This is a genomic window from Methylobacterium sp. P5_C11 (genome assembly GCF_054049775.1).
The window spans coordinates 18012-37744 of record NZ_JBFULS010000044.1 but is presented as its reverse complement, the minus strand read 5'-3'; the positions used below and the strand labels follow the sequence as shown (position 1 = coordinate 37744).

Sequence of the window (19733 nt, the reverse complement as noted above, 5' to 3'; positions counted from 1 at the left end):
AGGGGCCGTCCCCGGCCTTCATCCGGCAGGCCCGCGCGACGAGGGATCGATGGGACCCGCAGACGCTCCCCCGGCCGCCCTTCCGGCGAAGGAGGCCTACGCGACCGAGGCGATCTGCGTGCGGATCCTGGCGCGCCACCGGGACCGGATCAGCGTCCGGAAGGACCACGTCGCCACTGCCAACCTCGCCCGGATCATCGAGGCGGTGCTGACGCTGTCGAGCCGACAGGGCTTCCACGAGACGAGCCTGCGCGACCTCGCCCAGGCCTCGGGCCTCAGCATGGGCGGCCTCTACTCGTACTTCGACAACAAGAACACGCTGCTGGTGATGATCCTCACCGAGGTGGCCGAGACGGCCGAGGCCGCCCTGCGGCAGGCCCCGGCGGGGCTCGCGGCGGATCCGGCCGCGCATCTGCGCTGGCTGATCGCAACCCACATCCGCCTGACCGAGGCGATGCAGCCCTGGTTCGTCTTCGCCTTCATGGAGGCGAAGGGGTTCCCGGCCCCCGCCCGGACGATGGCGACGGCGAGCGAGGCCGCCACCGAGCGCATCTTCGCCGAGGTCCTCGCCCGCGGCGTGGCGGCGGGCGTCTTCACGGTCGCGGACGTCGATCTCACCGCCGCGCTGATCAAGCCGCTCCTGCAGGACTGGTACGTGAAGCGGGCCAAGCATCGGAAGCGCGGCATCCCGATCCAGCGCTACATCGACGGTGTCACCGCCTTTGTCGAGAAGGCGATCGCGGCGGCCTGAGCCGGGAGGGGCGATGGACCCTGCGGCCGCCAGCCGGCGAGGCCACGTTCAGTCGGCTCCGCCGAAGCAATACTTATAATGGCGATTCTGATAGTGAACCGACCACGCAGATTGTGAAATCAGGCAATCCCGGTGACCGTCCAGGCGCGTCGCGATGCATTCGAATGAGGATCGCGCCGATCGGCGGGTGGGGAGTCTGCCGACCCACGCGACGCGAGCGCCGAACTTGTGAGCCCGCGCCACGGATGACCAGCATCCCAACGTGATCAATCCATAAATCTCTCTTTAATGAAAAGAAAATAGTAATTTCGGCATCGTGTAGACGCAGATCCGATGACCCGCCCGACACACCCGCTTTCGATATTGATCGCGACGCTCACCGGGTCGAGCCGTGGTCTGACCGCCGTCCGCCAGCTCGCGGAACTGAAGAAGCAGGTTCCCGCCCTCTACGGGCTGCTCTCGGTCAATGCCGGCGCCCTGGCCGTGACGCACTACGCCCTCGCGCCCTTGTCCCTGACGGTCGGCCTCCCGGCGGCCGTGATCGCGTTGTGCCTGATCCGCGCGGTTCACTGGGTGCGGCTGCGCCCGGAGACGTTCAGCGAGGCGCAGGCCGCCCGTCATCTGCGGCGGACGACGGCGCTCACGGTCTTCTTTTCGGTCGCCTTCGTGATCTGGGCGATGGTCCTGAACGCGTTCGGCGGCCCCTACGAGCAGGGCCACGTGGCCATCTTCGTGGCCGTCACGGTGATCGCCTGCATCTTCTGCCTGACCCATCTGCCGGTGGCGGCCTTCCTGGTCACCGGCATCGTCATGAGCGTGTTCCTGTTCTGCTGCGTGACGAGCGGGAACAACGTCTTCCTGGCCATCGCCGCCAACACGGCCTTCGTGACGGCCGTGATGGTCCGGATCCTCAACACCAACTATCGGGCCTTCGTCGACCTCGTCGCGTCCCAGGCGGTGGCGAGCCGGCTCTCCGAGGAGAACGCGCGCCTCGCCCAGACCGACAGCCTGACCGGCCTGCCCAACCGGCGCTACTTCTTCCAGAAGCTCGACGAGGCGATCCAGGCGCCGTCGGATGCGGACGTGCCCTTCGCCCTGGCCATCTTCGACCTCGACAGCTTCAAACCGATCAACGACACCTACGGGCACAATGTCGGCGATCGTGTCCTGGCGGAAGCGGGCCGGCGCCTCGCGGCCTTCGCGAGCGCCGACGTGGTGGTGGCCCGGCTGGGGGGCGACGAGTTCGGCGTGCTGCTGCGCGCCCCCGGACCGGCCGCGGCGGCGCTCACCATCTGCGACGGCATCTGCACGGCCTTGCAGCAGCCGATCCGGATCGGCGACATCCGGGTCGTCACGGGATGCTCCGGCGGGCTTGCCCTGCCCTGTCGGGCGGGGCACGACGCGGATGCCCTGTTCGACCGCGCCGACTACGCGCTCTACCATTCGAAGGAGCAGCGGCGCGGCGCGACGACCCTGTTCTCACAGGAGCACAAGGACGCGATCCACGCCGAGCAGGCGGTGGAGACGGGTCTGCGGACGGCCGATCTCGCCGCCGAGATGGCGCTGCATTATCAGCCGATCCTCGACACCGGGACGGGCCGGATCGCCTTCGTCGAAGGTCTGGCGCGGTGGACGAGCCCCTCCCTGGGCCGGGTCGCGCCGGACCGGTTCATCGCGGCGGCCGAGCGTTGCGGCATGATCCACACGGTGACGCTGCTGCTCCTGCGCAAGGCCCTCGCCGACTGCGCGCGGCTTCCGCCCGGGATCGGCCTGTCCTTCAACCTCTCCGCCCACGACCTCGCTTCGCCCGAGACCGTCCTGGCGATCCTGGCGGCGGTGCGTGGCAGCGGCCTCGACCCGCGCCGCCTGACGCTCGAACTCACCGAGACCGCCCTGATGCGCGATTTCGAGCACGCGAAGGCGGCCATCACGACGCTGCGCAGCCTCGGCATCCAGATCGCGCTCGACGATTTCGGGACGGGCTACTCAAGTCTGGGCTACGTCCACCGTCTGCCCCTGGACAAGATCAAGATCGACCGCAGCTTCATGGCCGACATCGACACGGACCGGGGCTGCAGCCTGGTCTCCACGATCCTCGACCTGTGCCGCAACCTGAACCTCGACGGGATCGCCGAAGGGATCGAGACCCAGGCCCAGCTCGACGTGGCGCGGCGGCATGGCTGCCGCTACGTCCAGGGCTATCACATCGGCCGGCCGATGCCCCTCGACGAACTCCTCCCGTGGCTCCGGCACGACACCAGCGCGGTGCGCCTGCGGGCCTAAGGGATCGGATCCGGGCTCGGCGGTCCGTCCCGTCCCCACCTCAGCTCAGGGCGACCTCGAAGCCGCGCCTCACGGCGGGCCGGGCCATCAGGCGGTCGTACCAGCGCCGGACCTGCGGGTAATCGGCGAGGTCGACCTGATGGCGCTCGTGGCGCCACGCCCAGCCGAGGATGGCGAAATCCGCCACCGAGAGCGGTCCCGCCACGTATTCGACCTGCGCGAGGCGGCGGTCCAGCACGCCGTAGAGGCGCCGCGTTTCCTTGAGGTAGCGCGCGAGTCCGTAGGCGCGGTCGGCCCCGTCGACGGTCAGGAAGTGATGGACCTGACCGGGCATGGGTCCGAAGCCACCCATCTGCCACATCAGCCATTCCAGCGCGGCCACGCGCTGCCGCCGGTCCTCGGGCAGGAACCGGCCGGACTTCTCGGCAAGGTACAGCAGGATCGCCCCGGACTCGAACACCGAGATCGGGGATCCGTCCGGCCCGTCGGGATCGACCAGGGCGGGGATCCGGTTGTTCGGGCTGATCGCCAGGAAGTCGGGTGCGTGCTGCGCCCCCTGGGTGATGTCCACCGGCTTGACCCGGTAGGGCAGCGCCATCTCCTCCAGCGCCACGCTGATCTTCCGGCCGTTGGGCGTGTTCCAGGCGTAGAGGTCGATCATCGGGGGCCTCGGCTTGATCCGCGCAACGGTAGAGAGGGCCGCCCGCCGCGGCAATTCCGGTCCAGCGACAGGTCCGGCGCGGTCTCGATCGCGACCGTCGATGCTCACCCCGCGGGCCGGCAGGGCGCGGTCGGGCCGGTGTTCCGCTTCGAAGCCCAGAAGCGAATCGCCGGCGCCGGTCAGGCCGCCGCGCTGGTGCGTCCCGGTAGGGGCTCGAACGGCTGGACCAGGACGCGCCGACCGGACAGGTCGTGCACGCTCACCCGCCATTCGGACCAGTCGGTCTGGTTCGCCAGCGACTGCCGCACGGCGGTCGCGACCGTCCGGGCGCGATCGATCAGGCGGCCGGTGGCGCGAACCTCCGTGCCGCGCGCGTCGAACACGCATTCGAGACCGTTGGTGCAGTGGAACCGATACCGCGCCATCCCTCGCTCCTCTTCGGCGGCCTCCCGGCCGTCAACACCGTTTGTTCATTATATGTTCTAATCCTGCCGGGATCCAGCCCTGCCAAAGGATCGCGGGTGCCGGTTCCAAGATACGGTCTCCCCCAGGCCGGGCCGTCGTTCCGGCCACGTGCGGCCGATCGGGCCGGCAGGGAACACCGCGTGCTCCGCGCGCTTAGCCGCGCAGACGACCATTCCCCCGGCCAGGGATCTCACGATGCGCGCCACGCTTCCTGCCCTCCTGCTGGCGGCCTGTCTGGGCACACCCGGCTGCGCCGCCGAGGCGCCGGCCGGGTCCGACGCGCTCACGCCGATGGTCCAGTCGGACAGCCTCGTCTTCAACGGCATCACCCGGTCCCGGGACGGCCGGCTATTCTCGCCGTTCCAGCGCCAGACCCGGAACAGGGGGATCGAACTCGGCGAGTGGCGCGACGGCAAGGCCGTGCCGTTTCCCGATGCGGCCTGGAACGCCTGGACGGAGGGCGACGACCCGGCCCGGGCCTTCGTGGCGGTCAACGCCATCCGGATCGGTCCGGACGGGGATCTCTGGGTGGTCGACAAGGGCGCGCCCGGCATGGGCGCCGCGCCCCTGCCCGGCGGCCCCAAGCTCGTCCAGATCGATCTCGCCACGAATGTCGTGCGCAAGGTCTACCCGCTCCAGTCGGCCACCACCGAGAAGAGCTTCATCGACGATTTCCGGTTCAACGGCCGCCATGCCTATCTGACCGACGCCGGTCAGCCCGGTCTGATCGTCCTCGACCTCGAGACCGGCGGCCTGCGGCGGGTGCTCGACGGCCATTGGTCGACGATCGCGCAGCGCCCCCTCACCGGCCAGGGCCGGGTGCTCCGGGATGACAAGGACAAGCTGCTCTTCATCCACGCCGATCAACTGGAAGTCTCGCCGGACGGCAAGACCTTCTACTATCAGGCTTGCACCGGACCGCTCTACAGTATCGAGACGCAGTATCTCGACGATCCGACCGTGCCCGACGCCGTGCGCGCCGCGCACGTGAGGCTCCACGCGGCCACCGTGGCGACGGGCGGCACCGCGATCGACGCCGCGGGAACGATCTACGCCAGCGACACGGACGGGCTGCGGATCCTCAAGATCGCGCCGGACGGCACGATGAGCACGCTGGTGCAAGATCCCCGGCTGGTCTGGGTCGACGCGATGTGGATCGACGAGCAGGGCGGCCTGTGGATCCCGGCGGCGCAGATGAACCGCACGCCGGCGATGAACGGCGGCGAGGCCTCGGCCGTGAAGTTTCCGACGACGATCTACCGGATGCAGATCGACGCCAAGCCGCTGCGCAACTGAACCCGGTATGCGACGCTCGATGCGCGGGTTCGAGAACCCGGGGCCGGGTTTCCAAGTTGGGCGAATCGGGGGCTTGGCCCCCCGCGCGACGACGGGAGGACGTGACCATGCGCAGGATGCCATCGCCGGGGCGGGTCGGCGCCCTTCTGCCAATCGCTCTCCTGCCAAGTGCTCTCCTGCCAAGTGCTCTCTTGGCGGCCGGCCTGACCGCCGGGTTGGCCGCGCCGGCACGGGCCGACGCCGCCCTCGTCCTCCAGGAAACCCGCCTCCACACGCCCCCGGACTCCCACGAGCCGCAGAGGGCGATGATCAACCTGCGCAACACCGGCCCGGACCTGGCCACGAACGTGACCGTCCTGTGCACCTTCACGGGCGCCGGCGGGACGGTGCTCGATACGCAGCAGGCCTCCGTGGCGGAGGTCGTGGGCCTCGCCGACGTGCAGGCCGAGACGATCTACTATGGCTGGCCCCGGGCGAGCGGCGCCACCTGCCGGATCGCCGAGCCGCGCTGAGCCGCGCTCCGGGCATCCGGGCGCCGCCTGTCGCGAAGCGCCATTTTTTGCCGCACGCTCCAGATTTTACGAGTCATCGTCAAGTATTATAGTGATAAGCAATCTTCCGGATCGCCTCGAATATTGACCAAACGGCCAAGCTCTCGAACGATGGCGCCGATCCGGGGTGGGCGGTACTGCTCATCGCCCGAGGGGTGTTGCCCGAGCATCGTGCGGCCCGCCTCATGCTCGCCCTCGGGGCCACGGCTGCGCAGGCGCAGTCCGGCCTCGGCAACGGGCTGGGCAATTCCGGGGCCGGAAACGGCAATGGCAACCTTGGCTCGCGCAACGGCATCGGGAACGCCTCTCTGCCCGCCCTTTTCCGCCGCTAGGCAGCCGCCGGCAGGACGGTCGCGCGGCGCCGCCGATCCCACCCGACGGAGCCTCCCCATGCGGTACGCCCTCGTCGCCCTCTTGGCCCTCGCCCTCGGCATGACCGCTCTGCCCGCCGCCGAGGCCCCCGGCATCGTCGGCACCGGGCCGGCCGGCGCGAGGGACGGGAATGGCAACGGCAATGTCGGCTCGAACAACGGCAATGGGAATCAGACGAACGACAACGGGAATTTCGGCACCGGGAACGGGCGCGGCAACGGCGGGGGGCGCACTCCCCGGCGCTGACCAGACCCCGATCCCGGCCGGCGTGAAGACTGACAATAGACCGCATTTATTGACGCAAATTTTACTTTACTGTAATCGTGGCCGGCATCTAAGCGAGAATGCGCCCGGATTGGAGTGCATCCGATGGACGATATTTGCCGAGACAGCGCCGGACGCGCGGCGATGCTGGCGCTCGCTCTGTCCGTCGCGATCACGGCGGCCACGCCCGCACGGGCGGCCGACGGCATCCCCGCCTCCGATCTGACGGCCTCGACCGAATCCGATCCGACCCGGGCCACGGCGTCCGGTCTCCTGATCGCCACGCGCGACGCCGCGGGACCGCCGGGTGCCGACCTGCCGCTGGAGATCACGCTCGTCCGCGCGCCCAACGTCTCCATCGAGGCGATCAAGCTGCTGGGTCTGCCCCACGGCGTGACGATCAGCGATACCACCAACATCTTCGCGGCATCGATCGACCACGCCGACGTCGATGTCAGCGACTGGGATCTCTCGAAGATCCGGATCATGCAGAGCGACCCGCGCGCGGGCAGCTTCTCGATCGCCGTGGCGGCGATCTGGACGCCGGAGAGCGGCGGGCACCTCGACGTGACGTCGAGCCGCCTCACCGTGAGATTCGCCCCGGACAGACCCGACCCCGCCGGCGGGAAGCCCGGCCCGGACGAACGGCGCGCCGACCCGAGCGACGAAGCCAATCTGGCCCCGCGGATGCCCGCCGCTGCGGTCGCGGCCGGGCAGGACGCGCCGGCCGCCGAGGTCGTCGCGCGCGAGACGGCCGCCGGTACTGCACCCGCGAGCCCGGCGAAGGCCGACCGCCCGGCATCGCCAGCCATCGCCGCGCAAGTCCCCGCGCAGGTCCCCGCGCAGGCGCTTGCACGCGCGGGCGCGACGGCTCCGGACCCGCTGGTGGAACGCGCCAGGGGCCTGATCCGCCTGGGGGACATCAGCGGCGCACGGCTGTTGCTGGAGCGCGCCCAGGCGCGCGGCGCGCCGAACGCCACCTTCCTGCTGGCGCAGACCTGGGACCCCGCGATGCTGCGCGCCTGGAAGGTGCGCGGCCTGCGCCCGGACCCGGATCGCGCCCGCAGCCTGTACGCGAAGGCCGCCGGCCAGGATCGGGCGGAGGAGCGGCGGCTCGCCGCGAAGGGGCACTGAGCCCGGGCGATCATCGAGGGACGCGCAGATGCCGAGGCTTGCCAGTTACGTCGCCCTTCTCGGGCTCGCCACGCTGGCCGCCGGGCCGGCCGCACGGGCGACCGACGCGGCCGTCGCGCACCCCGATTCCGCGACGGAGGCCGCCCTCGGCGAGCGGATGAACGCCAGCACGGTCACGGTGGTGACGGGCACCCCCGGCGGGACCTATTTCCGCGTCGGCGCCGATCTCGCCTTCGTGCTGGATGACGGCGACGCGCTGCGGATCCTGCCGATCCTCGGCAAGGGCGCGGGGGAGAACGCCTACGACATCCGCTTCCTCAAGGGCGTCGACATGGGGTTCGTCCGCACCGACACGCTGGAGCAACTGCGGCAGGACAAGCGTCTCAAGGCGATCGAGCGGCACATCCAGTTCATCGCCAAGCTGTTCGACGACGAGCTGCACATCCTGGCGCCGAACGCGGTCAAGTCGGTCGGCGATCTCGCCGGCAAGCGGGTCAGCTTCGACGTCAGGGGCAGCGGCACCGATTATAGCGGCCGGGCGATGTTCCGGGGGCTCGGCATCGGCGTGGAGGCGATCAACGTCGACCAGCCGACCGCGCTGGCGATGCTCCGCAAGGGCGAGATCCAGGCCGTCGTCTCGGTGGCGGCCAAGCCGGTCTCCGTCATCGCGGGCTTCGATCCGGAGGATCGCTTCCACCTCGTCCCGGCGCCCTATCCGGAGACGATCAGCGAGGCCTACGTCCCCGCCAGCCTCAGCCAGGCCGACTACCCGAAGCTGGTGCGCGGCGAGGCGGTCGAGACCCTGGCGGTCGGCACCGTGCTGGGCGTCTACAACAGCGCGAAGGGATCCCCGCGCTACGAGAAGCTCGTCCGCTTCGTCGAGGCGTTCTTCGGCCAGTTCGACAAGTTCCTGGCCCCGCAGCGGCACCCGAAGTGGCGCGAGGTCAATCTCGCCGCGGCCGTAAGCGGCTGGACGCGCTTCCGGCCCGCCCAGGACTGGCTCGACCGCCATCGCGAGCCTGAGGTCGCCGCCCGGCCGGATCTGGACCGGTTCCTCCAAGCGCAGCCCGACCGCCCGGCGGGGAAGGAGGAGGTCTATCAGGCCTACCTGAAGTGGCGGCAGGCCCGCTAGGCCGCGGCGGATCGGCGGCAGGCACGATCGGGGCCGGACTCGCCTCCTGCGCACCCGCGACGCAGCCTTAGCGGTTTCCGCGCGTTATGGTGCGCCCCCCTTGGCGCCCCATGTCCGTTTCCGGCAGAAGGCGCCCTCCCCCGCCGCCGTCGAAACGCCAGTCTCGTGTCCGATTCACCCGCCCTCGCCGCCGTCCCGATCGCGACCAGCCGAAGCCGCCCCGCGCGGACCGGCCCGGCCACGCTCGCACGACAGGCGGCGGATCCGTTCGCGACACCCGGGACCTGAGCGTGGACGAGGTCGGGACCGACGTGCTCCTGCGGCGCGCCCGCGCGCTTGAGGCGGAAGCCGCCGGGCTCCGCGCGCGGGTGGCCTCGGGCGGCGACCCGGCCGGAGACGGGCACGCGCAGCCGGTCCACGACGGCAGCGCCCGGTTCGCCGCCATCACCACCGACCGCGGCGGACGCATCACCGCGTGGAACGCCGGCGCCGAGCACATCCTCGGCTGGACGGCACAGGCGATGGGCGGCCGGCCCTTTGCGGCGCTGTTCACCCCCGAGGACCAGGCGGCGGGCCGTCCGGAGGCTGCGCTGCGCAGGGCTCTGGATCAGGGCAGCGTCGAGGACGAGGACTGGCACCTGCGGGCCGACGGGACGCGCCTGCGCCTGTCCGGCGCGCTGATGCCGCTGCGCGACGGGGCCGGTGCCCATGTCGGGTACGTGAAGATCCTCCGGGACCGCTCGGACCTGCACGCGGCCGGGCTGGCGCTCCAGGCGGCCGAGGCGCGCCTGCTGCGGGCACAGGAGGCGGGCGGGATCGGCCTGTTTACCGTGGGGGTCGAGGACGGCCTCCTGCACCCGACCGCGCAATTCTGCCGGCTCTACGGCCTGCCGGAGCGCGAGACCTACCCGTCCGAGGTCGTCGAGGCGCTGATCCTCCCGGAGGACCAAGCCCTGGTCTCGACGGCGGCGAGCCGCCGCCGCGGCGTCCCCCCACGCGATGTCACGTACCGGATCCGACGGCCGGATACCGGCGAGATCCGCTGGATCGCGCGGCAGGGCGAGGTCGAGCGCGACGCCCATGGGCGACCGGTGCGGTTCTCCGGGGTGGCACGCGACGTCACCGAGCAGAAAGAGGCCCGCGACGCCCTGCGTGCTGGCGAGGCGCGCTACCGGACGCTGTTCGACGCCATCGACGACGGCTTCTGCGTCATCGAGTTCTTCGACGGGCCTTACGGGCCGCTGAGCGACTACGTCCACATCGAGGCTAATCCGGGCTACGAGCGCCACACCGGCATCCCGGATATCGTCGGACGGACCCTGCGCGACCTCGTCCCGGCCGAGGACGCGGCGGGTTGGCTCGAGCTGTATGGCGGCGTGCTCCGCACCGGTATCCCGATACGGTTCGAGCGCTTCTTCGCCCAGGCGAACCGCTTCATCGACGTCTCCGCGGCCCGGATCGAGCCGGCGAGCCGGCGCCAGGTCTCCGTGCTGTTCCGGGACATCACGGCGCGTCGGCAGGCGGAGGATGCGCTGCGCGCCAGCGAGGCCCTGGCCCGGACCAACGTCCAGCGCGTGCAGCTCGCCCTGGCGGCCGGCGCAATCATCGGCACATGGCACTGGGACCTGCCGAGCGACCGCTTCACCGTGGACGAGGCCTTCGCCCGCAGTTTCGGCCTCGATCCCGCCCTCGGGCGCGACGGCCTGAGCCTCGCCCAGGTGGTGGAGACCGTTCATCCGGACGATCGCGCGGGCCTGGCCGAGGCCATCACGGCCGCGATCGACAGGGGCGGCGCCTACGCCCACCAGTACCGGGTCCGCCGCGCCGACGGGAACTATTACTGGCTGGAGGCGAACGGCCGCGTCGACCAGGCGCCGGACGGCACGCCCTTGAGCTTCCCCGGGGTCCTGATCGACGTGGACGAGCGCAGGGCCGTCGAGGCGGAGCGGGACCGTGTCACCGCGGCGCTGCGCAGCCTCAACGAGACCCTGGAGCAGCGGGTCGCCGCGCGGACGGCCGAGCTGATGCGGACCGAGGCGGCCCTGCGCCAGTCTCAGAAGATGGAGGCCGTCGGGCAGCTGACGGGCGGCCTCGCCCACGACTTCAACAACATGCTGGCCGGCATCGTCGGCTCGCTGGAGCTGATGCAGACCCGGATGCTGCAGGGCCGGGTCGGGGACCTCGACCGCTACATCGGTGCGGCCCAGGGGGCGGCCAGGCGCGCCGCCGCGCTGACCCACCGCCTGCTGGCCTTCTCGCGCCGGCAGACCCTTGATCCGAAGCCGACCGATGCGAACCGCCTGGTCGAGGGCATGATGGACCTCGTGCGCCGCACGGTCGGCCCCGCCGTGGCGATCGAATCGGTGGGGGCCGGCGGCCTGTGGCCGACGCTCGTCGATCCGAGCCAGCTCGAGAACGCCCTGCTCAACCTGTGCATCAACGCCCGCGACGCCATGCCGGAGGGCGGCCGCATCGTCATCGAGACGGCCAACCGCTGGCTCGACCACAGGGCCGCGCAGGACCGCGAGCTGGAGCCGGGGCAGTACGTGACGCTCTGCGTCTCGGACAACGGCACCGGCATGACCCCCGAGGTGGCCGCCAAGGCCTTCGACCCGTTCTTCACCACCAAGCCGATCGGCGAGGGCACGGGACTCGGGCTCTCGATGATCTACGGCTTCGCCAAGCAGTCCGGCGGGCAGGTGCGGATCTATTCGGAAGTCGGCCAGGGCACGATGGTATGCCTCTACCTGCCCCGCCATCTCGGCGAGGCGGAGGCGGAGGTGAGTCTGCCCGACCTTGCCCACGCCCCCCGCGCCGAGCAGGGCGAGACGGTCCTGGTGGTGGACGACGAGCCCACCGTGCGGATGCTGGTGACCGAGGTGCTCGAAGATCTCGGCTACGCCGCCATCGAGGCCGCGGACGCCGCCTCGGGCCTGAAGGTGCTTCAGTCGGACGTGCGCATCGACATGCTCATCACCGATGTCGGCCTGCCCGGCGGCATGAACGGCCGCCAGATGGCCGATGCGGGTCGCGAGCACCGCCCGGGCCTGAAGGTGCTGTTCATCACCGGCTACGCGGAGAACGCCGCGCTCAACCACGGTCATCTCGGCCCCGGCATGCAGGTGATGACCAAGCCCTTCGCCCTGGAGGCGCTGGCCACGCGCATCCGCGGCATCATCGGCGACGAGGGCTGAGGCCTGCGTCCCGCCGGCAGGCGACGGGCGACCAGGGCCGGGTGGCCAGGCGATTGCCATACGGATCCGGGGCGACCATGACGGCGGCGTCACGCAGGGCGTCGCCGCGCGGAGGCCGACGGGGGAAGCGACCGTGGACACGCAGACCATCCCGGCCGAACTCAGGGCCTTCTTCGAGGGCTCGCACATCGCCCTGGCGCTCGCCGCCGCGACGGGCGACCACGACCTGCTGCTGGTGAACGAGCGGTTCCACCGGCTCACCGGGTATGCGGGCGCCGAGGTGATCGGACGCAATTGCCGCCTCCTCCAGCGCGACGCCGACAACCGGGAGGCGCGGGCCAAGATCCGCGCTTTCCTCGAGAGCGAGCGGCGGGACACGGTGCGCACGCCGATCGTGAACTTCCGCAAGGACGGGACGCCGTTCGTCAATCTGCTGTACATGTCCAAACTGAAGGCCCTGACGGGCGAGGTGCGCTTTCTTTTCGCATCGCAATTCGACGTCAGCCGCTCGCAACCCGCATTGCTTTCCGCCTACGATGCGGAACTGGGTCGGACCCTGTCTCGTCTGACCCCGACGCTCGCGGAGAGTGGGCTCGTCATCGAGGGGTCCCTGATGACGATCGCCAACACGGTCGCCACCGTCGCGCAGGCCAAGCTCACGCTCGCGCATCTCGACGCACCAGGATTTCCTTGACGCGGCCGGCGCCGCTGCCGCCGCCGAGATCCGGGACGGTGCCGGGCCGGTGACGGCCGCCCCCTTCGCGGGTCCGGTGGTGGGCATCGGCGCATCGGCGGGCGGGCTCGAGGCCCTGCGCGAGATGCTGGCGCGCGCCCGGCCACCCACCGGCATGGCCTTCGTCATCGTCCAGCACCTCGACCCCAACCACGAGAGCATGCTGGCGCAGCTCCTCGACCGGCACACCGGGCTGGCGGTGCTCCAGTGCGAGGGCGGCGAGCGGATCGCGGGCGACACGGTCTACATCATCCCGCCCGGGCGGGGCCTGGCGATCCAGAACGGCGTCCTCGAACTCACGCAGTTCGTGCAGCCCCGGGGTCTGCGCCGGCCCATCGACGATTTTTTCCTGTCGCTCGCCGTCGACCAGCAGGTCAACGCCGCCTGCGTGATCCTCTCGGGGACGGGCGCCGACGGGACGACGGGCCTGCGGGCCATCAAGGAGCACGGCGGCGTCTGCGTGGCGCAGCAGCCGGACACGGCGCGCTACGACGGCATGCCGCTCTCCGCCGTCGGGACCGGCCTCGTCGATTTCGTGCAGCCGCCAGGGGAGATCGTGGACTGCCTCACGGCGTTCTTCCGCCGCCGCGGCAGCGACCCCGGGAACGAAGAGGCCGGCTTGGTCGCCGACAATGTCGAAGACCTCTGCCGGGTGATCCGCGCGGCGGTCGGCCACGACTTTTCCGGCTACAAGCGGACCACCCTGGTCCGGCGGGTCGAGCGGCGCATGCACGTCCTCGGGCTCGAATCCGGCCGGGCCTATCTCGGCCGCGTCCGGGCCGACAAGGCCGAGTGCGAGGCGCTGTTCCGCGACCTGCTCATCAACGTCACCCGCTTCTTCCGCGACGCTGAGCTGTTCGAGGTCCTCCGCGAGCGGGCCGTCGAGCCCCTGCTCCGCACCCGCAATCCCGACGAGGACATCCGGGTCTGGATCCCGGGCTGCTCCAGCGGCGAGGAGGCCTACAGCGTCGCCATGCTGTTCGCCGACGCTGCCCACCGCCTCGGCCTGCCCCTCGCGGTCCAGATCTTCGCCACCGACATCGACGAGCGCATGCTGCAGATCGCCCGGGAGGCGACCTACCCGGCCGCCGCGCTGGCCGACATCCCGGCCCATCTGCGGGGAGCGCTACCTCGTCCCCCACGCGGAGCGCTTCACCATCGCGGCCCCGATCCGCGACCTGATCCGCTTCTCCAGCCACAGCCTGGTCAAGGATCCGCCGTTCTCGCGGGTCGATCTCCTGTCCTGCCGGAACCTGCTCATCTACTTCGACGAGCGCCTCCAGCAATCGGTGGTGCCGCTGTTCCACTACGCGGTCCGCCCGGGCGGGTACCTGTTCCTCGGCCCCTCGGAGAGCGTCAGCCGGTTCGAGCACCTCTTCCCGGTCATCGACCAGCAGGCCCGCCTGTTCGAGCGGCCGCCGGGCGCGCCGCACTACCCGATCGACCTGCCCGGGAGCGCCCGGCGCGGCGAGGCACGGCGTGACAGCCGCGAGGAGCGCCGGGGCCAGCCGTCGATCGCCGACGAGACCGTCGCGGTGCGCCGTGTCATGGACCGCTACGCCCCGCCCAGCATGGTGCTCAACGAGGACGGCGGGATCATCGCCGCCTACGGGCGCCTGAGCCGCTACTTCGATTTCCCGGTCACGCGGACCGGGGGCAGCAGCGCGATCACCCTGGCCCGCCCGGGCCTGCGCGACGTGCTCGGCCCGCTGCTGCGCCAGACCCGGGACGCGCGCCAGCGCGTGGTCGTCCGCGACGTGGAGATCCGCTCGGAATACGGCGTGCAGCGGGTCGAACTCATCTGCGACCCCCTGCCGGACGGCTCGATGCTTCTCGTCCTGCGCGACACCGGCGCATTCCAGCCGGCGGGCGACCTCGACCTCGTCGAGCTGGACGCGAGCGGCGACCCCGTCGAGGCGCTGGAGGAGGAGCTGCTGCGCACGCGCTACAAGCTTCGCTCCACCGTCGAGGAATTGGAGACGACGAACGAGGAACTGAAGAGTTCTAACGAAGAAATGATGTCGATGAACGAGGAGCTCCAGTCGACCAACGAGGAGCTGTCCACGGTCAACGATGAGTTGAAGTCCAAGATCGAGCAGCTCACCGTCGCCAATGCCGATCTGCGCAACTTCTTCGAATCCACCGATCTCGCCGTCGTGGTGCTGGACCGGGCGCTGAAGGTGCGCAGCTTCACCGCGGCGGCCACGGCGATCTTCCCGCTGAAGCCGGGGGATCGCGGGCGCCCCCTCGCCGACGTCGCCAGCCAGCTGGCCGGCGACGAATACCTCCACGACGCCCAGGAGATCTGCGCCGGCGGCAGCGTGATCCAGCGGCGCGTCGCCACCCGGGACGGGGACCGGACCCTATCCCTGCGGGTGCTGCCCTACCGCTTGCAGAACGGCAGCGTCGATGGCGCCACCCTCGTGCTGACCGACATCACCGAGGCGCTGCGGCTGGAGCGACAGCTCGCTGCGGAGCGGGAGCGGCTGGGGCTCGCCGTCAAGGCGGGGGGCATCGGGGTCTGGGAGTACAACCCCACGGCCGGGACCATCGTGGTCGACAGCACGGCCGGCACGATGTTCGGGCTCGCCCCCGACACGCCGCACGCCACCGCGGCCCTGGCGGCCGGCGTGGTGCCCGAGGATCGCCCTGCCCTGGAGGCGGCGCTCGCCGAGGTCGCGCATGGGCTGAACGAGTTCGAGGCGCGCATCCGCGTCCGCGCTGCCGATCACACGCTCCGGCACATCCGGAGCTACGGGCGCCCGCCCCGGAGCGGCGACCGGACCCGGATCGTCGGCGTCTGCATCGACGTCTCGCCCGAATACGCCCTGGCCGAGACCCGCGATCTGATGCTGCGGGAGATGAACCACCGGGTGAAGAACCTGTTCGCGATCATCGGCGGCATGATCTCGGCGGGCGCCCGCACGCATCGGGAGATCGGCGTCTTCGCCTCGGACATGCGCGACCGCATCTCGGCCCTGGGCCGGGCACATTCCCTGGCCGATCCCATCGACGGCCAGGGAATGAGCGATCTCGCGGGTCTCATCGGCGCGACCCTGCGTCCGTACCGCGACCACGTCCCCACGGTGATCGAGGGCCCCCTGGTGGCCATCGACTGGCGGCACGTGTCGTCGCTGGCCATGATCCTGCACGAATGGGCCACGAACGCGGTGAAGTACGGCTCGCTCGGCGCCGACGACGGATCGCTGTCCGTGACCTGGGAGCGGCAGGAGGACGGGCTGGTGCTGACGTGGTGCGAGCGCATGGCCCGCGTGGCCGAGCCGCGACCGGGCCGCGGTTTCGGCACGTTGCTGGTGGAGATGTCCCTGCGGCAGCTCGAAGCGACCGTGACGCGCAGCCACGACGCCTCGACGTACCGGATCACCCTGAACCTGCCGGGGTCGGTGCTCACGCGGGGGTAAGGCCGATCCGCATGCCGCGACCGGCTGCACGCTCACGGCCGGCCTGTCCGTCAGATCCGGGGGGCCGAGCCACCTGTCCCGTGCGGGCCGTCGGATCCACCCATCCGTGCCGGCAACGCGGCTTCAGGACCGGGCGCGGGTCCCCTCTCCCGCTCGGGAGAGGGAGCCGTCGCGCTTCGCCCATTCTTCCCGCGCAGCGCACGGCACACGCGAGACGGCCCGCCGCGGCGATGCCGGACGGGCCGTCCTGCCTGACGGAGCGCCGGGAACCCGGCGCCCGCCCGATCAGTCGATGACTTCGACGATGCGGTGGCCGCGATCGACCAGCACCGGCTGGTCGTTCACGATGGTGTAGCGGTAGCCCGGACGCACCCGGTACTCGGTGGGCACGTCGTAGTAGGTCACGCTGTCCTCGGGCAGCACGGTGCCGACCCGGACAGGGCCGCCCCAGCTGTAGGAGCGCGTGCCGCGCTCGCGGACGTAGCTGCGGAACCGGGGACGGTCGTCGACCCCGAGGATGCCGCCCACCGTGCCGGTGGCCGCGCCGACCGCACCGCCGACGATGCCGCCCACCGGGCCCGCCGCATCGGCGCCGACCGCCGCGCCCTCGGTTGCGCCCCGCAGGGTACCCTGCGCCTGAGCGGCCAGCGGAAGGGCGAAGAGGCCGGCCGTCGCCAGCGAGAGAAGGAGCTTGTTCGTCATGCTGATGTCTCCAAGGTCGTCAGAGCGCTGCGGGCCGTGGAGGCTCAGTTGCAGCCTTCCTTGTGGACGGTCTTGGAGTTGCCCATGCCGTCCTCCTTGTGGACGGTCTTGGAGCCGCAATCGACGGTGCCGGTGGTAACCGCACGCTTCTCGACGACGGTATCGTGGTGGTCGACGACGGCGGGTCCGTCGCGGCGCACGACGGTGGTCTCCTCGGCGCTCGCAGCGCCGCACAGGGCTGCGAACAGGGCACCCGAGAGAATGATATTGCGCATTGGTAGCCTCCTGACTTCAATCGAACCTAGCAACGGCAACCGCGGGAAAAGGGTTCCACACGCATCGCTCTGTAGAGCGCACGCATTTTTGCGATGAGAGGCCGTATTGGTTGCGTGCAACCGAACGCAATGGGCCGGTTCAGCTGCGCAGGACCGGCCCGCTGCGTCAGCCGGCTAGGGGCGGCATCCGGCGCCACCAATCGTGCGCCCGCTCGTACTGGTGAGCCACGCGCAGGATCTCGGCTTCGGCGAAGGGCCGGCCGGCGATCTGGAGGCTGATTGGCAGGCCGCGCCGGTCGAAGCCGCAGGGCAGCGCGATGGCGGGCAGGCCCGTGAGGTTGAACGGGTAGGTCAGGCGCCAGGAGGCCGCCAGCACGCTCTCCGCGCGCCCGCCGAGTGACACCGCCGTCTCGTCCGTCCGCCACGCGGTCAGCGGCGAGGCCGGGCCGACGATCACGTCGGCCTCCGCCAGGATGGCGGCCATCTCGTCCATGATCAGAGCCCGCACCTGCTCGGCCCGCAGGTAGTCCGGCCCGGTCACGAACCGGCCCATCTCCACGAGGTCGCGGACGTCGGCGGCGAAGCCCGCCACGTGGCCCCGGGCGAGGCTGCGGTCGTGATAGGCGGTCGAGGAGGCGAGTTCGATGGCGTAGATGGCGCCGAGGCCGTGGCGCAGGGACGGCACCGCGACGTCGCGGAGGGTACAGCCCCGGTCGGCGAGGAAGCGGAGCGCCGCCTCGATTGCGGCGGCGACGTCGTCGTCGACCGCGTCGAAGAAGTGGTTGCGGATCACCGCGACCCGCAGGCCTCGGATCGGCCGGTCAAGCCCGGCCGTGTAGTCGGGCACCGGCGCCGCGCTGGCCGCGGGATCGCCGGCATCCGGGCCGGCGAGGGCCTGCAACATCAGGGCGGCATCGGCGACCGTGCGGGTCAGCGGCCCGGCATGGTCGAGGGACCAGGAATGCGGCACGATCCCCGACCGGCCGACCCGGCCGTAGGTCGGCTTGAGGCCGACGACCCCGCACAGGGCGGCCGGGATCCGGGTCGAGCCGCCCGTGTCCGAGCCGAGGGCGGCCGGGCAGAGGCGGGCCGCGACCGCGGCGCCGGAGCCGCCGCTGGAGCCGCCCGGCACCCGGTCGAGGTCCCAGGGATTGCGGGTCGGTGGCGTGACCATGCCCCAGGCGAATTCGTGCATGCGCAGCTTGCCGAGGATCACCGCGCCGGCCGACCGCAGTCTCGCCACGGCGTGGCTGTCGGCCGCCGGGAAGGTCAGGGCCTCCACCGCCGTGCCGGCCCGGGTCGGCATGTCGGCCGTGGTGTAGTTGTCCTTGATGGCGATCGGGATGCCGTGCAGCGGCCCGCGCGAACCCGTCCGGGCGATCTCGGCATCGGCGGCGCGCGCGGAATCGAGGGCCGCGGGTGAGAGGTGGACGAAGCTGTTCAGGGCGCCGTCGAGGCGCGCGATCCGGTCGAGGCTGGCGCCGACGAGCTCGGCGCTCGACAGCTCCCGCGCCGCGATCCGCCGGGCGAGCTCGGTGATCGGCGCTTGCCAGAGGGCGTCAGTCGCGGCGGTCGTCATGGGGCACCCGGCGGTACGGCAAGGTCGGATCGAAGACGACCGGCGGATGGATGTCCGCGAGGTCGAGGTCGCGGAGCTGCGCGATCTCGGCCAGCACCGGCGCGAACTGGGCCAGCAGGTGCGCGACCCGCTGGGGCTCCTGGCGCAGTCCGACGACGTCGCGCAGGAGGTCGGGGGCTGCATCGCCAGCAGCGCCCGGCCGCTCGGCGGGGGGCTTGAGCAGCATCGCCACGACGTCGTCCGGCAGGGCGCCGGCCGGGCCATCCTTCCGGGGCATGCCAGCCACAAACGGTACGAGCTGCCGGCGGGCGACCGCGAGCACGCGGCGCAGCTCGGCGACGGGCTCGGCGTGCTCGTCGACCCGCAGGTCAAGGAGCGGGTAATCCTCGCCGGCGACGATCTTGAGCGCCGCCGACTGCTTGCCGCGCCGGTCGCCGCCGGCCGCGTCGCCGGCCTCCAGGGCGCGCATCAGCCGCTCGTCGAGGTCGCTTGCGGCGTCCTCGAAGGCCGCCGCCATGGCGTCGACCACACCCGGCCCGGCGAGCATGTTGCCCTGCACGGCGTAGCCCGCTCCGGTGCGGTGGCCGGCCGCCGCCGTGCAGCCGTCGCCGGTCCAGGCGGCCGCCCGCCCCTGCCCGTCGACCAGGCCGAGCTGGCGCAGGTCCGGCCGGTCGTCGGTGGCGAGGGCCGCCGCCAGCGCCGCGTCGGGATCGTGCCCGCCGGCGAGCCCGTCGAGGATGCGGGCGGCGAGGTAGGGGTTCACCCAGGACTGGGTGGTGACGGCCCCGATCCCGGCCCTGAGGAACGGGCACAGCCCGCCCACCGCCGGGACGGCGCTCGCCACCGCGACGCCGAGCTGGCCGGTCCGCGGGCAGCGGGCGGCGATCGAGAAGGTGTTGAGTTCCATCATGCGCTTACA

General features: G+C 71.3%; 17 protein-coding genes and 1 pseudogene. 12 read left to right on the top strand and 6 right to left on the bottom strand.

Annotated elements, in window-relative coordinates; all coding sequences use genetic code 11:
- Window positions 1–49: 49 nt before the first annotated feature.
- Together ACXJKQ_RS20230 and ACXJKQ_RS20225 are read left to right on the top strand one after the other, a co-directional pair.
- Window positions 50–751: a TetR/AcrR family transcriptional regulator gene (locus tag ACXJKQ_RS20230; RefSeq protein ID WP_457107511.1), complete on the top strand. Its 702-nt coding sequence runs from the start codon at window positions 50–52 to the stop codon at window positions 749–751.
- 333 nt (window positions 752–1084) lie between these two features.
- On the top strand, window positions 1085–3034 hold the full coding sequence (locus ACXJKQ_RS20225; RefSeq protein WP_457107510.1) for a putative bifunctional diguanylate cyclase/phosphodiesterase: 1950 nt from the start codon (window positions 1085–1087) through the stop codon (window positions 3032–3034).
- A 40-nt stretch (window positions 3035–3074) separates the two neighbouring features.
- On the opposite strand, the gene ACXJKQ_RS20220 is transcribed toward ACXJKQ_RS20225, so the two are convergent.
- Both ACXJKQ_RS20220 and ACXJKQ_RS20215 read right to left on the bottom strand, forming a co-directional pair.
- Complete coding sequence (locus tag ACXJKQ_RS20220) at window positions 3075–3695, bottom strand: glutathione S-transferase family protein (RefSeq protein ID WP_457107509.1); 621 nt, start codon at window positions 3693–3695, stop codon at window positions 3075–3077.
- A gap of 179 nt (window positions 3696–3874) precedes the next feature.
- Entirely contained in the window at window positions 3875–4120 is a 246-nt protein-coding gene (locus ACXJKQ_RS20215) for a DUF6894 family protein (RefSeq protein WP_457107508.1), read from the bottom strand.
- Between the two features lie 235 nt (window positions 4121–4355).
- On the opposite strand from ACXJKQ_RS20215, the gene ACXJKQ_RS20210 reads away from it, so the two are divergent.
- From ACXJKQ_RS20210 to ACXJKQ_RS20165, 10 genes and pseudogenes are all read left to right on the top strand, one after another.
- Entirely contained in the window at window positions 4356–5456 is a 1101-nt protein-coding gene (locus ACXJKQ_RS20210; protein WP_457107507.1) for an SMP-30/gluconolactonase/LRE family protein, read from the top strand.
- A gap of 107 nt (window positions 5457–5563) precedes the next feature.
- A complete protein-coding gene (locus ACXJKQ_RS20205) occupies window positions 5564–5968 on the top strand; it encodes a hypothetical protein (protein WP_457107506.1) in 405 nt (134 codons plus the stop codon).
- A 197-nt stretch (window positions 5969–6165) separates the two neighbouring features.
- Window positions 6166–6339, top strand: a complete 174-nt coding sequence (locus ACXJKQ_RS20200) for a hypothetical protein (RefSeq protein ID WP_457107505.1) — start codon at window positions 6166–6168, stop codon at window positions 6337–6339.
- Window positions 6340–6397: 58 nt separating this feature from the next.
- Window positions 6398–6625, top strand: coding sequence for a hypothetical protein (locus ACXJKQ_RS20195; protein ID WP_457107504.1), 228 nt, complete (start codon window positions 6398–6400; stop codon window positions 6623–6625).
- A 123-nt stretch (window positions 6626–6748) separates the two neighbouring features.
- Entirely contained in the window at window positions 6749–7777 is a 1029-nt protein-coding gene (locus ACXJKQ_RS20190) for a hypothetical protein (protein ID WP_457107503.1), read from the top strand.
- Window positions 7778–7805: 28 nt separating this feature from the next.
- Complete coding sequence (locus ACXJKQ_RS20185) at window positions 7806–8909, top strand: TAXI family TRAP transporter solute-binding subunit (protein ID WP_457107502.1); 1104 nt, start codon at window positions 7806–7808, stop codon at window positions 8907–8909.
- 290 nt (window positions 8910–9199) lie between these two features.
- On the top strand, window positions 9200–12103 hold the full coding sequence (locus ACXJKQ_RS20180; protein WP_457107501.1) for a PAS domain S-box protein: 2904 nt from the start codon (window positions 9200–9202) through the stop codon (window positions 12101–12103).
- Between the two features lie 133 nt (window positions 12104–12236).
- Window positions 12237–12797 carry a PAS domain-containing protein gene (locus tag ACXJKQ_RS20175; protein WP_457107500.1) on the top strand — a complete coding sequence of 187 codons (561 nt, stop codon included), beginning with the start codon at window positions 12237–12239 and terminating at the stop codon, window positions 12795–12797.
- 124 nt (window positions 12798–12921) lie between these two features.
- A pseudogene (locus tag ACXJKQ_RS20170) lies at window positions 12922–13896 on the top strand (chemotaxis protein CheB); the annotation flags it as partial.
- Window positions 13826–16258: a CheR family methyltransferase gene (locus ACXJKQ_RS20165; RefSeq protein WP_457107526.1), complete on the top strand. Its 2433-nt coding sequence runs from the start codon at window positions 13826–13828 to the stop codon at window positions 16256–16258. The pseudogene ACXJKQ_RS20170 and the gene ACXJKQ_RS20165, both read left to right, overlap by 71 nt.
- Window positions 16259–16543: 285 nt before the next feature.
- Here ACXJKQ_RS20165 and ACXJKQ_RS20160 read toward each other — a convergent pair whose 3' ends face one another.
- The 4 genes from ACXJKQ_RS20160 to ACXJKQ_RS20145 form a co-directional block, all read right to left on the bottom strand.
- Window positions 16544–16960, bottom strand: coding sequence for a DUF1236 domain-containing protein (locus tag ACXJKQ_RS20160; RefSeq protein ID WP_457107499.1), 417 nt, complete (start codon window positions 16958–16960; stop codon window positions 16544–16546).
- A gap of 44 nt (window positions 16961–17004) precedes the next feature.
- Complete coding sequence (locus tag ACXJKQ_RS20155; RefSeq protein WP_457107498.1) at window positions 17005–17235, bottom strand: hypothetical protein; 231 nt, start codon at window positions 17233–17235, stop codon at window positions 17005–17007.
- A gap of 166 nt (window positions 17236–17401) precedes the next feature.
- Window positions 17402–18814: an amidase gene (locus tag ACXJKQ_RS20150; RefSeq protein WP_457107497.1), complete on the bottom strand. Its 1413-nt coding sequence runs from the start codon at window positions 18812–18814 to the stop codon at window positions 17402–17404.
- Complete coding sequence (locus ACXJKQ_RS20145; RefSeq protein ID WP_457107496.1) at window positions 18795–19724, bottom strand: DUF1028 domain-containing protein; 930 nt, start codon at window positions 19722–19724, stop codon at window positions 18795–18797. The genes ACXJKQ_RS20150 and ACXJKQ_RS20145 overlap by 20 nt, the downstream gene beginning before the upstream one ends.
- Window positions 19725–19733: the final 9 nt, after the last annotated feature.